The sequence below is a fragment of the Pseudomonas taeanensis MS-3 genome, from assembly GCF_000498575.2.
GTDB lineage: Bacteria > Pseudomonadota > Gammaproteobacteria > Pseudomonadales > Pseudomonadaceae > Aquipseudomonas > Aquipseudomonas taeanensis.
Genome location: NZ_AWSQ01000001.1, coordinates 998,649 through 1,012,249, shown reverse-complemented (window position 1 = coordinate 1,012,249; position 13,601 = coordinate 998,649). Strand labels below are relative to the sequence as shown.

The 13,601-nt window shown below is 62.3% G+C and carries 13 protein-coding genes and 1 other RNA gene; 6 read left to right on the top strand and 8 right to left on the bottom strand.

What is annotated here, in order from left to right; genetic code table 11:
- Positions 1-12 precede the first annotated feature (12 nt).
- The 8 genes from gcvT to TMS3_RS04340 form a co-directional block, all read right to left on the bottom strand.
- A complete protein-coding gene (gene gcvT / locus TMS3_RS04375) occupies positions 13-1,110 on the bottom strand; it encodes a glycine cleavage system aminomethyltransferase GcvT (RefSeq protein WP_025164036.1) in 1,098 nt (365 codons plus the stop codon).
- 233 nt (positions 1,111-1,343) lie between these two features.
- On the bottom strand, positions 1,344-2,960 hold the full coding sequence (locus tag TMS3_RS04370) for an ABC transporter permease (RefSeq protein WP_025164035.1): 1,617 nt from the start codon (positions 2,958-2,960) through the stop codon (positions 1,344-1,346).
- A gap of 115 nt (positions 2,961-3,075) precedes the next feature.
- The gene (locus TMS3_RS04365) at positions 3,076-4,077 is read right to left on the bottom strand and encodes an extracellular solute-binding protein (protein ID WP_025164034.1); all 1,002 of its coding nucleotides are present in this window, start codon (positions 4,075-4,077) and stop codon (positions 3,076-3,078) included.
- Positions 4,078-4,371: 294 nt separating this feature from the next.
- Positions 4,372-5,604, bottom strand: coding sequence for a 2-octaprenyl-3-methyl-6-methoxy-1,4-benzoquinol hydroxylase (locus TMS3_RS04360; RefSeq protein WP_025164033.1), 1,233 nt, complete (start codon positions 5,602-5,604; stop codon positions 4,372-4,374).
- 12 nt (positions 5,605-5,616) lie between these two features.
- Entirely contained in the window at positions 5,617-6,099 is a 483-nt protein-coding gene (locus TMS3_RS04355) for a DUF4442 domain-containing protein (protein ID WP_025164032.1), read from the bottom strand.
- A 10-nt stretch (positions 6,100-6,109) separates the two neighbouring features.
- Positions 6,110-7,294 (bottom strand): 2-octaprenyl-6-methoxyphenyl hydroxylase, encoded by a 1,185-nt coding sequence (ubiH, locus tag TMS3_RS04350; RefSeq protein WP_025164031.1) that lies wholly within the window; start codon positions 7,292-7,294, stop codon positions 6,110-6,112.
- A gap of 4 nt (positions 7,295-7,298) precedes the next feature.
- On the bottom strand, positions 7,299-8,633 hold the full coding sequence (pepP, locus tag TMS3_RS04345; RefSeq protein ID WP_025164030.1) for a Xaa-Pro aminopeptidase: 1,335 nt from the start codon (positions 8,631-8,633) through the stop codon (positions 7,299-7,301).
- 35 nt (positions 8,634-8,668) lie between these two features.
- Entirely contained in the window at positions 8,669-9,223 is a 555-nt protein-coding gene (locus TMS3_RS04340) for a YecA/YgfB family protein (RefSeq protein ID WP_025164029.1), read from the bottom strand.
- Between the two features lie 251 nt (positions 9,224-9,474).
- On the opposite strand from TMS3_RS04340, the gene TMS3_RS04335 reads away from it, so the two are divergent.
- From TMS3_RS04335 to TMS3_RS04315, 6 genes are all read left to right on the top strand, one after another.
- Positions 9,475-9,684 (top strand): TIGR02449 family protein, encoded by a 210-nt coding sequence (locus TMS3_RS04335; RefSeq protein WP_025164028.1) that lies wholly within the window; start codon positions 9,475-9,477, stop codon positions 9,682-9,684.
- Positions 9,681-9,995 carry a cell division protein ZapA gene (locus TMS3_RS04330; protein WP_025164027.1) on the top strand — a complete coding sequence of 105 codons (315 nt, stop codon included), beginning with the start codon at positions 9,681-9,683 and terminating at the stop codon, positions 9,993-9,995. The genes TMS3_RS04335 and TMS3_RS04330 overlap by 4 nt, the downstream gene beginning before the upstream one ends.
- Before the next feature lie 33 nt (positions 9,996-10,028).
- A non-coding RNA gene (gene ssrS, locus TMS3_RS24490) (6S RNA) lies at positions 10,029-10,207 on the top strand.
- 49 nt (positions 10,208-10,256) lie between these two features.
- The gene (locus tag TMS3_RS04325; protein WP_025164026.1) at positions 10,257-10,853 is read left to right on the top strand and encodes a 5-formyltetrahydrofolate cyclo-ligase; all 597 of its coding nucleotides are present in this window, start codon (positions 10,257-10,259) and stop codon (positions 10,851-10,853) included.
- 388 nt (positions 10,854-11,241) lie between these two features.
- Complete coding sequence (locus tag TMS3_RS04320; protein ID WP_025164025.1) at positions 11,242-11,691, top strand: EVE domain-containing protein; 450 nt, start codon at positions 11,242-11,244, stop codon at positions 11,689-11,691.
- Between the two features lie 65 nt (positions 11,692-11,756).
- On the top strand, positions 11,757-13,598 hold the full coding sequence (locus TMS3_RS04315) for a diguanylate cyclase domain-containing protein (protein ID WP_025164024.1): 1,842 nt from the start codon (positions 11,757-11,759) through the stop codon (positions 13,596-13,598).
- Positions 13,599-13,601: the final 3 nt, after the last annotated feature.

The window sequence follows — 13,601 nt, the reverse complement described above, 5'->3', positions numbered from 1 at the left end:
TGCAACACGCCTTCAGATCAATGCCCTGCCGTGACGCACGAAGCTGGGCTGTACCACCCGCACCGGGTACCACTTGCCACGGATCTCCACTTCGGCGCGCTCAGCGGTGGCCGCCGGCACTCGGGCCAGGGCAATGGCTTTGCCGAGGGTTGGCGAGAAACTGCCGCTGGTTATCTCTCCTTCGCCAACACCTGCCACCCGCACCACCTGGTGCGCACGCAGCACGCCGCGCTCTTCCAGCACCAGGCCTACCAGCTTGGCGCTCGCCCCCGCTTTCTGCTGGCGCTCCAGTTCCGCGCGGCCGATAAAGTCGCGACTGGCTGGCTCCCAGGCAACCGTCCAGCTCATGTTCGCCGCCAGCGGCGAGACCTGCTCGTCCATGTCCTGACCGTATAGATTCATCCCGGCCTCCAGACGCAAGGTGTCACGCGCACCCAAGCCGATCGGAGGAATGCCGGCGCCAACCAGGTCGTTGAGAAACGCCAGCGATTGCTCGGCCGGCAGCATGATCTCCAGGCCATCCTCACCGGTATAGCCGCTACGGGCGATAAACCAGTCGCCTTCCGGCAAACCCTGAAGCGGCTGCAACTCATGGATCAAGGCGGCGCGGGCCTGGGTCACCAGCTCGGCGACCTTGGCTCGCGCCTGCGGCCCCTGAACAGCGAGCATGGCCAGGTCGGCACGTTCGTTTAACTCGACAGCAAAAGCGCTGCTCTGCTGACGCATCCAGGCCAGGTCCTTGTCGCGGGTGGCGGCGTTGACCACCAGGCGGTAGCTGTCTGGAAGCTCAGGCGTAGCGGTGAGGTAGACGATCGAGTCGTCGATCACCCCTGCCTGCTGATTGAGCATGCCGCTGTACAGCGCTTTACCAGGGATATCCAGGCGCTCGACGTCGTTCGCCAGCAGGTGCTGCAAATAGGCCTTGGCCTGGCTGCCGCTCACGTCGACCACAGTCATATGGGACACATCGAAGACGCCGCAATCGCGGCGCACCTGGTGGTGCTCCTCGACTTGCGAGCCGTAGTGCAGCGGCATGTCCCAGCCACCGAAATCGACCATCTTGGCCCCTAACGCGAGGTGCAGGCCATAGAGAGGTGTACGCAGTCCCATGGGTGTCTCCTTCCGGGATTGGCGAAGCTGCGAGCTGTTAATGAAACCTGGCGAGCCCGTTGAAATGGGCGCTAAAAAGGGCTTCACGCAGCCGATCCTGATGACCGGTCGCAGCGGATGGCGCGCATTGTAGCGGCAAGGCCGGGGCTGGTCATCTTGGCCATTGGACTAACTCGACAAAGGCCTACAGCGTGAGCCAACGACGGACTGTTGGCGATGCTGCAGAGGCCGGCCTAGCCGATCCTTCGGGCCGAGCGGCGAATCAGTCCGATTACCGGCAGCAGGCCGACCAGTACTAGAGTCAAGGCCGGCAGCGCCGCGCGTGCCCACTCGCCTTCACTGGTCATCTCGAACACTCGCACCGACAGCGTGTCCCAACCGAATGGGCGCATCAGCAGGGTCGCCGGCATTTCCTTGAGCACATCGACGAACACTAGCAGAGCGGCCGACAACGCGCCCGGCACCAGCAGCGGCAGGTAAACCCTGAAAAAAAGACCGACGCCGCCAACCCCAAGGCTGCGCGAGGCTTCCGGCAGCGACGGGCGAATCCGCGCCAGGCTGTTTTCCAGCGGGCCGTAAGCCACCGCCATAAATCGAATCAGGTAGGCCAGCAACAGCGCCGACAGGCTGCCGAGCAGCAATGGCTTACCGGCCCCGCCGAGCCAGTCGGACAACGGAATCACCAGCTGGCGGTCGAGGTAGCTGAACGCCAGCATGATCGCCACCGCGAGCATCGAGCCAGGCAATGCGTAGCCGAGATTGGCCAGACCGACCGTCGTACGCATCAGCCGGGTTGGCGCCATACGTCGGGCAAAGGCCAGCAGCAAGGCCACGCCAACGGTCACCGACGCGGCAATACCACCAAGATAGAGCGTGTGCAGAATCAAGCCGGTGTAGCGCTCGTCCAGATCGAAACGACCGCGCTGCCAGAACCACACCAACAATTGCAGGACCGGAATCACGAAGGCGCAGGCAAATACCAGGCCGCACCAAACGCTGGCGGCCAGTGCCTGGGCGCCCTTGAGCTGATACAGCGCCTTGCCGCGCGGCCGCTCGCTGACCGGGCGTACCGCACCGCGGGCGCGGCGCTCGCCATACAGCACCAGCATCACCGCGAGCAGCAACAAGCTGGCCAACTGAGTGGCGCTGGTCAGGCTGTAGAAGCTGTACCAGGTCTTGTAAATGGCAGTGGTGAAGGTGTCGAAGTTGAACACCGACACCGCACCGAAATCGGCCAGGGTCTCCATGATGGCCAATGCCAGACCAGCGCCAATCGCCGGCCGCGCCATCGGCAGGGCTACCCGCCAGAATGCCGACCAGGGGCTCAGCCCCAGCACCCGCGCAGCCTCCATCAAGCCCTTGCCCTGAGCCAGGAAGGCATTGCGCGCCAGCAGGTAGACGTATGGGTAGAACACCAGAATCAGGACTGTGATCACCCCACCGGTGGAGCGCACCCGTGGCAGGCGCAAGTCAGCGCCGAACCACTCGCGCATCAGGCTCTGCACCGGCCCGGCAAAATCCAGCAGACCGACGAAGACGAAGGCCAGGACATAGGCCGGAATGGCGAACGGCAGCATCAAGGCCCAGTCCAGCCAGCGCCGCCCAGGGAACTCGCACAGGCTGGTCAGCCACGCCAGACTGACGCCGAGCAAGGTCACCCCGATGCCGACGCCGAGGACCAACATCAGGGTGTTGCCGATCAAGCGCATCAACTGGGTTTGCCACAGATGCGCCCATATCTGCCGATCCACCTCGTGCCAGCTGAACAGCAGCACGCTCAGCGGCAGCAACACCAGCAGGGCAACCGCGAACGCTATGGGGTACCAGCGACGCTGGGCAGGGTGGGCCACGCAAAATCCTCAGAACTTGAAAACACAACGCCCCGGGCTGAGCCGGGGCGCCGAGTATAACGATTTTCCGCAGGCAGACTGGCTGGCGCCAATCAACAGACGAATCGAGCGTCGATCAATTCCAGCCGGCGCGATCCATCAACATAGTGGCTTCGGCCTGGCGCTTACCGGCCACTTCCAGCGGAATGCTGTCGGCCTTGAACACACCCCAGGCGGCAACCTCGGCGGACGGGGCGATCTGCGGGTTGGCCGGGAACTCCTGATTCAAGCCGGCGAACAGGCCCTGGGCTTCCTCGGTGGTCATCCACTCCAGCAACTGCTGCGCCTGCTCGGCATGCGGCGCGTACTTGGTCACACCGGCACCGGACAGGTTGACGTGCACACCACGATCAGCCTGGTTCGGCCAGAACAGCTTGGCCTTGAGGTCCGGCTGCTGCTTGTGCAGGCGGCCGAAGTAGTAGGTGTTGACGATACCGGCATCGCACTGGCCGGCATCGATGGCCTGGATCAGCGCGGTGTCGTCGGCGAACACATCGGTGGCCAGGTTGTTGACCCAACCCTTGACGATTTCCTCGGTCTTGGCCGCACCATGGGTCTCGATCAGAGTGGCGGTCAATGACTGGTTGTAGACCTTCTTGCTGGTGCGCAGGCACAGACGGCCTTCCCAATTCTTGTCGGCCAGGGCTTCGTAGGTGCTCAGCTCGCTCGGATTGACCCGCTCGGTGGAGTAGACGATGGTCCGCGCGCGCAGCGACAGGCCGGTCCAGCTGCCGGTGCTGGAGCGGTATTGAGCCGGGATATTCTGGGCGATGACGGCAGACTGCAGCGGCTTGAGTACACCTTCCTGCTCGGCCTGCCACAGGTTGCCGGCATCCACGGTGATCAGCATGTCGGCCGGAGTGTTCTCGCCCTCGGCTTTCAAACGCGCCAACAGCGGTGCTTCCTTGTCGGTGATGAACTTGACCGGCACGCCGGTCTTGGCGGTGTAGGCATCGAAGACCGGCTTGATCAGCTCATCGATACGCGAGGAGTAAACCACCACCTCATCGGCGGCCTGCACGGCGCCAGCCAGCGCGGTGAGGGTCAGAGCGGCGAACAAACGCTTACTTGCCTGCATGGATACTGCCTCTTAGTGAAGATGAGTCGAAAGTCCAAATAGTAGTGAATAACATTTAGTTTCTCAACCCGACTTAGCTAATCAAGCGTCGCCTACCCGGACTTAAACCGAGACCGCAGGGATTTTTGGGTACTTGGCAACCCGTGCCGAGACGCTGCGAACCCCTTCACTCGACGAGTGATGGCCACTGCTCTGATGGCTTGTACGGCTAGCGGTTTGATTCGGACGACTGAGGCTCGGAGACAAGGCGCTGCGACCATTTATCGCGGGCGATAGCGAGCAATGGCAATGTCGCTAGACGCGCGCCAGTTCCGGTAAGTCGCCGGACAGGCCGAGCGCCTGGCGGACAAACAGTGCCTTGGCCTCCGGCAGGTCATCGACCAGATTGAGGCCGGCGTTGCGCAACCAGCGCAGCGGCAGCGGGTCGGCTTGAAACAAGCGTTCGAAGCCTTCCATAGCCGCCATCATGGCCAGGTTGTGCGGCATACGGCGGCGCTCATATCGGCTCAGCACCCGTGTATCGGCCAGACGTTCGCCCCGCGCCAGGGCGTGCAACAGTACCTCGGCGAGCACCGCGGCATCGAGAAAACCCAGGTTGACGCCCTGCCCGGCCAAGGGATGAATGCTGTGCGCGGCATCGCCGATCAGTGTCAGACCCTCTTCGACATAACGTTTGGCATGCCGTTGCCGCAGCGGTATGCACAGGCGTCGATCCGCCTGCAGCACCTCGCCCAGGCGATGCTCGAAGGCCTTGCCCAGCTCGCTGCAGAAACCTGTGTCATCCAGCGCCATCAAGCGCTCGGCCTCGCTGGGCGTGGCCGACCAGACGATCGAGCACCAGTGTTCGTCGACCTGCGCGCCCTGGCCAGCCTCGCTCAGCGGTAGAAACGCCAGCGGGCCATCGTCGGTAAAGCGCTGCCAGGCGGTGGCCTGATGCGGTTGGGTACAGCGCACGCTGGTGACGATGGCATGGTGCAGATACGCCCACTCACGGGTGGCGCAGCCGGCGAGGTGGCGGACGGCGGAATTGGCACCGTCTGCGGCAATCAACACGGGAGTACGCAATTGCCGGCCATCGTTCAAGGTCAGCAACCAGTCATCGCCGGAGCGACGCAACTGTTCCAGTCGGGCGTTAGCCAACAGGCCAATATTGCTGTCGTGCAAGCGTTCGAGCAGGGCATCCTGCACCACGCGGTTTTCGACGATATGGCCGAGTGTCTCGGCATGTACGCTGGCCGCACTGAAATGAATCTGTCCGGTGCCGGAGCCGTCCCATACCTGCATCTCGGCATAGGCACTGCAGCGCCGCGCGACGATGCCGGGCCATACGCCCAGACGCTCCAGCACCCGCTGACTGGCCATTGAAAGCGCACTGACACGCGGTTCGAAGGGTGCACCGTTATCGAATGGTTTGACGCTGAGCGAGCCACCATCGACCAGCAGGATATCCAGTCCAGCCTCCTGCAGGGCCAGGGCCAAGGCACTGCCGACCATACCGGCACCGACGATGATCAGATCCGCACGCATGCTTGAATTTCCTTATGTGGCCTGCCGCGCACGCGGCTTGAGGCGAACGTAGAGGGTCTTGTGTACCTTGGCCACCAACTGGCCCTGCGCGTCGCGCACCTCGACACTGAGCTGCGGCAAATACTTTTCACCGTTGGCGGTATGCGTGCGGATATCCGCTAGCAGGGCGTCGTCGATGCGAAAGTCGGCGAACACAGGCCCCTTGCCGGGGCTGACAAACTCGATGCTCGCGGCCTTATCCCAGACCAGATACTCATCGCCGAGCAGTGGCATCAGCAAAAGCATGTAAAAAGGGTCAACCATGCTGTACAGCGAACCACCGAACTGGGTGCCGACAAAGTTACGGTTGTACCAGCGCAGCACCATTTTTACCCGTGCCTGACGGCAATCGGCACTGATGTGCTGCACGCTCACCCCAGCGCCGAGGTACGGCGGGTAGAGGTTCAGACCGAAGCGCAGCAAGCGGGCACGACGAGCCAAGCGGCGAGCACTCATGCAGCCGCGCTCATGTAGGGCGGGTGCCCAGGCCCATGGCCTGGCGAGCGAACCAGCGCTTGGCCGGTGGCAGCACATCCAGGCCCAGCAGCCCCAGACTACGCCCTGCGGCGAGCAAGGGTGCGGACGTACTGAACAGCCTCGTCACCTGATCGGAGAAGCCCACGGTGAGCTGCTGATCGGCCCGTTGGCGCTGCAGATACGCCTGCAAGGTGGTGAAGTCACCAAGTGCGGCGCGACTGTCGAGCAGTGTCGCGGCCAGCGCCAGGGTGTCGCGCAAGGACAGGTTGTAGCCCTGACCGGCAATCGGATGCAGGCTGTGCGCGGCGTTGCCGAGCACCACCAGATGGGGCCGCACCTGTTCCTGCGCCTCGATCAAGGCCAGCGGATAGAGATGCCGTGCGCCCACCTGGTGCAAGGCGCCGAGCCGGTATCCGAAGGCCTGCTGCAACTCGTCGAGAAAGCGCCCCTCATCCAGTGCCCGCAGACGCTCGGCATCGGCGCTGCTGCGGGTCCAGACCAAGGCGCAGCGACTATCCGGCAACGGCAACAGGGCCATTGGCCCGTCTTCGGTAAAGCGCTCGAAGGCCTGGCCGCGATGGGCTTCCTGCGCACTGACATTGGCGATCAGCGCGCTCTGCCCATACTCGCGGTGCTGCACGCCGATGCCCAGTTGCTCGCGCAAACCCGAGCGGCCGCCATCGGCGAGAATCGCCAGGTCGCAATCCAGAGTGGATTCATCATCCAGGCTCAGCCGATAACCGTCCGCCAAGGCCTGCATCGCCGTCACCTGGGCCGGGCTGCGCCAGCTGACCACCTGCCGATCCAGCGCCTGCCACAGGCACTGGCCCAACCAGGCGTTCTCCACCACATAGCCGAGCGCCGGCACCCCTTCGTCCTGAGCGCTTAAGCGCGCCGCGGCAAACCGACCGCGGTCGGACACATGGATCTGCGTAATAGGCTCGGCGCGCTGGGCGATCTGTGACCACAGGCCGAGCCGCTGATAGATCTGCTGCGAACCGTAGGACAGCGCGGTCGAACGCGCATCGTAACTCGGTTGATAACCGTCCCCTGGCGCGAAGGGCTCGATCAGGCAGATCTGCCAGCCACGCGCCCTGGCGGCGCCTTGCAGGGCCAGTGCCAGGCTGGCGCCAACCAGGCCACCACCGATGATCGCGAGATTGACTCGGTGCATAGGATCAGGCGACCTCGGCACGCGCGTCGAGCATCAGCGCCTCGATCTCGGCGACGGTCTTCGGCACGCCACCGCTAAGAATTTCACAGCCGGACTTGGTCACGATCACGTCATCCTCGATGCGTACACCGATGCCGCGCCATTTCTTCGCCACGTCCTGATTATTCACTGCGATGTAGATGCCCGGCTCGACGGTCATGGCCATGCCGACTTCCAGCACGCGCCATTCGCCGCCGACCTTGTACTCGCCCACATCGTGCACATCCATACCCAGCCAGTGGCCGGCACGGTGCATGTAGAAAGGCTTATAGGCTTCACTGGCGATCAGCTCATCAACCTCGCCCTGCAGCAGCCCAAGCTCGACCAACCCGGCGGTGATCACCCGCACCGTGGCCTCGTGGGCCTCGCTCCAGTGTTTGCCGGGGGCAATTTCCTTGAACGCTGCCTCCTGAGAGGCCAGCACCAGCTCGTAAATAGCCTTCTGCTCCGGTGAAAACCTGCCGCTGACCGGAAAGGTGCGGGTGATGTCGCTGGCGTAGCAGTCGATCTCACAACCGGCGTCAATCAGCACCAGATCGCCGTCCTTGAGCACGGCGTCGTTCTCACGGTAATGCAGGATGCAGGCATTCTTGCCGGCCGCGACAATCGAGCCGTAGGCCGGCATCTTCGCCCCGCCCTTGCGGAATTCGTAATCCAGTTCGGCTTCCAGATGATACTCATGCAGGCCGGCGCGGCTGGTCTGCATGGCGCGGACATGCGCACGCGCGGAGATTTGCGCAGCCTCGCGCATCACCTTCACCTCGTTGGCACTCTTATACAGGCGCAGGTCATGCAACAGATGGTCGAGGGCGACGAACTCGTTCGGCGGCTGCGCGCCCTGCCGCGCCTTAGAGCGGATCACGTTGATCCAGTCCATCAGGTGGCGGTCGAACTCCTGATTGGTGCCCATGGCGTAGTACACCCGCTCGCGGCCTTCGATGAGGCCGGGCAGGATGTCGTCGATATCGCCAATCGGGAAGGCATCGTCGGCGCCGTACTGGCCGATCGCACCGTCCTGCCCGGCGCGCAAGCCGTCCCACAGCTCGCGCTCGGGATCGCGTTCACGGCAGAACAGCACGTACTCGCCATGCTCGCGACCGGGAATCAGCGCGATCACCGCCTCCGGCTCGGGGAAGCCGGAGAGGTATTGAAAGTCACTGTCCTGGCGATACACATGCTCGACATCGCGGTTGCGGATGTAAACCGGCGCAGCCGGCAGGATGGCGATGCTGTTGGGTTCCATCTGCGCCATCAGCGCCTTGCGCCGACGGGCGTATTCCGACTTGGGGATGCTGATCATGGGCAGATTGAGTCCACTACTTGATGCATGAAAAATCAGTGCAGCGACGGCTTCGCGGTCGCTGCTAGCGGCTTGGCACACTCGCTGAACAACAGCAGCGGCGCCACACGCAGGTATTCCATCACTTCCATATAATCGTTCTCGCCGTCTTCCGACTCCTCCAGGGCATTCTGCACCTGGGCGATCGCCGACAGGTCCTGGAGCACTTCCATCGCCTCGGCGCTCAGAGCACTGTCGCGAGCGGTGAGACCGAAGCCGCCGAGAAAGCCCTGGCACCACTGGCCAAGGGCCACGGCACGCTCGCTCAGCGGCGCATCATCGGTTGGCAACAACAGGACCACGGTGACCTCGTCGCCGGACAACTCGCCCTTGACCATCTCCTGCAAACCGATCAGCGCCTGACGCACATTGTCTTGTGGCGCAGCGCCGAGCAGTTCGGCAGCATCCACCAGCCAGGCGTCGATTTCAAAGCCGGCGCCGGCGCAACTGCGGCCGAGCAGCAAACCGTGCAACTCTGCGGGGGAAACAGGAAAGCCGCTGCTGGTGAGCAGGGCGGCAAAAGCGCTATAGGGGGAACTGGAAGTCGGCATAGATCACTAGGCGCCAGACGGCGCAATCACTAGAATGGAGGCCTCGTATCCTAGCACCGGCAGGCGCGCCAAAACCATCCAAGGTAGCCGAGAGCGTGTTTACCAGCGATGCTTACCACGCGCCAATCAACCACTCAAGCCACTTGCACACTGCCGCATTGCCCCAAAGGTCGCAAACCAACGCCGAGGGTTTGACCCCGAGCGGGGACACGCCTATATAGTCCGGTTAACCCTTGCCTTAGCGAGACCCCATGGAAGACGCCGATCTGCACGCCCTTACAACCAAGCTGGACTTGCTGATCCAGCGCGTTGAGCAGCTTAAGGCCAACAACCGACTCCTCCTGGCGAATGAAAAGGCCTGGCGCGTTGAGCGCGCCCATCTGATCGAAAAGAACGAAATGGCCCGGCACAAGGTCGAATCGATGATTTCGCGCCTTAAAGCCCTGGAGCAGGACTCATGACCCAGACCAATACCGTCACCGTCCATATTCTGGACAAAGAATATTGCATCGCCTGTCCGTCGGACGAGCGCGCCAAACTGGAAAGCGCCGCACGTTACCTGGATGGCAAAATGCGTGAGATCCGCAGCGGCGGCAAAGTCATCGGCGCCGACCGCGTAGCGGTGATGGCGGCCCTGAACATCACCCACGACCTGCTACACAAACAGCAACACTCGGATCAGCAGGCGACGTCGACCCGCGACCAGGTGCGCAGCCTGCTCGAACGAGTCGACCATGCACTGGCCAACGAAGGCGATGACCAAGGTGCCTGATTGCAGCGCGGCAGTTTCGGGTATACTGGCCCCCGCTCCCTGGAGTGTGCGCCAGTTGGTGATGTCCCTGAGCCGATACGCACAAACCCGGGGGTTGCATGTTGGGGCCGGTGTGCATGTCCGCCTGACGGAAAGCCTTAACGCCTCCTGCAACCTCCACCTTGAACTTTCGGGTTCAAGGGCTAAACCGACAGCGGCACGTCGGGGAGTCATTATTACTGACCTACTGCCCGCCGCTGGCAGTAGGGCTGGCGCCTGAACATGTTCGACTCCAGCGAACTGACCCGCCCGCAACTCCGCCGCCTGCTGCGCCAGAGGCGCCGTGAACTCGCTCCCCAGGAACAGCGCAAGGCTGCGCAAGAGCTGTATCGCCAACTGGTCCAGCACCCGTTGTTTCGCCGCGCCAAACATATCGCCCTGTACCTGCCCAGCGACGGCGAGATCGATCCACGCCCCTTGTTACACGCAGCCCAGCGCCGCGGCAAAGCCACTTACCTGCCGGTCCTCAATACTTGGCCGCACAGCAAGATGGTGTTCCAACGGGTACACCGGCACGAGGCCATGAGGCCGAATCGCTTCCGTATTCCCGAACCCAAACGCAATCCGGCGCGGCAACGCAAAATCTGGACCCTGGACCTGATCCTATTACCTCTGGTCGGCTTCGACCGACACGGCGGACGCCTGGGAATGGGTGGTGGTTTCTACGATCGCAGCCTGGGTTATCGCGACATGCGCAAAAATTGGCACAAACCGACCCTGGTGGGCTTGGCCCATGAGTGTCAGCAGGTCGATCGACTGGCATTGGCCAGCTGGGATGTGCCGCTCAAGGCGACCGTGACGAATAAGTCGTGGTACTGAGGCAGACCAGCGCCACTGCGATCCCTGTGGCGCTAAGCGAATGCAGCCGAACCCTTCAACGCTGCTGAGACACGCTCACTGGTGCCTGATACTCCTGACTCCACTGGCTTTGGGTGTAACCCGTAGTAACCATGCCCAGGCTGAATAGAATGACTAATACCCACAATAGATCTGGCTTGCGTTTCATTGGATGCCTCCCCCTTCGAGGCACACTGCGCACGGTGGACCGGCGTCGGTTATTTTTATAGGTCGTACGCCACTGCCTAGCACAAGGGTTGGCATTGTCCGCCAACCGATATGACCCTGCAATTTTTGGCGCCAGACGGTTGTCGGCTACATGAGTAGGCTAGCAGCCCGCATCAAGGACACGCTTAATGGAGCAAAGTTCATGCCTTATTGGCTAATGAAATCAGAACCCGATGAACTGTCCATCCACGACCTACAGCGTCTCGGCCAGACCTGCTGGGACGGTGTGCGTAACTACCAGGCGCGCAATTTCATGCGCAACATGCAAGCTGGCGATCTGCTGTTCTTTTATCACTCCAGCTGCCCCCAACCGGGAATTGCCGGGATTGCCCGCGTCGCCCGCACGGCCTACCCCGACCCAGCTGCACTCGACCCCGCCAGCCCATACTTCGACACCAAGGCCAGCGCCACGAAGAACCCATGGAGCGCGGTAGACGTAGAGTTTGTCGAAACCTTCAAGCAGCTGATCCCGTTGGCCGAGCTGAAGGCGCAGAGCGCCTTGCTGGAATTGCCGCTGGTGCACAAAGGCAGCCGCCTGTCGGTGATGCCGGTCAGCGCCGAGGAGTGGGCCGCGGTCCTCGCCATGCGCTGAACCGGCTCTGGCCCTAAGAACCGGCACTGTGCTATGAGGTAGGCAACTCCCTCAGGAACCCGCCTATGCAACAGCGCTCCCAGCCCCTCTGGCCAGCTCGCCTGACACTCATGGCATTTTTGCTGGCGCTGTGTATTGCCAGTTTATTACTGTGGCAACAGCTGCTGACTGCACAACAGGAGCGCATTGCTGAACGCGTGAGCTATCAGGCCAACAGCCTGGCACGCGAGCTCGAGGCCAGCCTGAATGATCAGGTTGAGGGGCTACGCCGGATCGCCCAACTGTGGAACCAGCGCGGCCGCATTCCCAGGGACGAATGGACACTCGATAGCCAGTTCTCCCTCACTCACTTCAAGAGCTACCAAGCCATCCAATGGCTCGGCGCCGACCTGCGCATGCGCTGGATCGAGCCGCTGCACGGCAACGAAGCCGCACAACGCGTCCACCTGACCCCGGCGCATCCCAACTTCAACCTGGCCATACAAGCCAAGGCCAGCGGTGAAGCACGCTTTACCGATAGCTTCGCCCTGATTCAGGGCGGCCGTGGTTTTATCCTCTACACCCCGCTGTATGTTCGCGACGCGCTCAATGAACAGGTGTTCGACGGTTTCCTCCAAGGGGTATTTCGCGTCGAGCCGTTGATGGATGAACTGCTCGCCAACCTGGACAGCAGCGAGTTCAGCGCCTATTTGCTGGAATCTGGCAGACCGATCTACAGCCGCGAACAGACCGACGCCCTCAAGAGCCTGCAACAGCAAGTGCCGCTGCAGCTGTTGAACAACCATAATTTTGCCTTGCGCCTCCAGCCGAGCGAACGCCTGGTGCAGAAGCTGACTACGCCGCTCCCGGAGTTCGTGCTCGGCGCCAGTTTGACCATCAGCCTGCTGCTGGTCGCCGCCCTTGCCCTGGCGCTGGAAAACGCTCGCCGCGCCAGCGCCCTGCAAACCAGCAACCTGCAGCTGAACGAAGAAGTCGGACAGCGCGAACAGGTCGAACAGGTACTGCGTGACAGCCGCGAACGCTTGCAACTGGTGCTCGATCTGACCGACTCCAGCCAGGACGGCCTGTTCATCATCGACCCGCACTCACGGGACATCCTGCACATGAACCAGGCCACCTATAGCAGCCTGGGTTACAGCGCCGAAGCCTTCCAGGAGCTGTTCAAGCGCGATCCTGAACAGCTTCTGCCGGGCTTCAACGGCTGGCTCGAAGGCGTACGCCAAGCCCATCAAGACGACCTTTCGACGATTTTCCAACGACAGATGCGCCGCCGTGATGGCAGCAAGCAAGCGGCGGAAATCAGCGCACAACTGGTGATCCGCAACGGCCATGAATATTTGATCGGGGTTAGCCGCGACAACATCGAACGCCTGCAACTGGAAGCCCAACTGCAACAGCTATCCCAGCAGGACGGCCTGACGGGCCTGTACAACCGGCGCTATTTCGACAGCCAGCTCGACAGCGAGTGGCGCCGGTTACGCCGCCTGGGAGCACCACTGACCTTGTTGATGCTGGATATCGACCACTTCAAGGCCTATAACGACCAGTTCGGCCATCTGGCCGGTGACGATGCGCTGCGTCGTCTCGCTCAGGTCCTGCAAGATTGCTTGCAACGCGAAGGCGACGTCGCCTGCCGTTACGGCGGCGAAGAATTTGCGATCATCCTGAGCAATACTGATCTGGATGGGGGCGCCCACGTTTCCGCACAGGTGCACCAGCAATTAGCCGAGCTGCACATCGCTCACGGTGCCAGTCCGCTCGGCTACCTGAGTCTGAGCATTGGACTGGCTTGCGTCACCCCCAATGCGCAAGAGCAGCCGGACAGCTTGATTGCCCATAGCGACAAGGCGCTCTACCAAGCCAAGCATGAGGGGCGCAATCGCACCTGCGTATGGCGCCCAGCCTAGGAG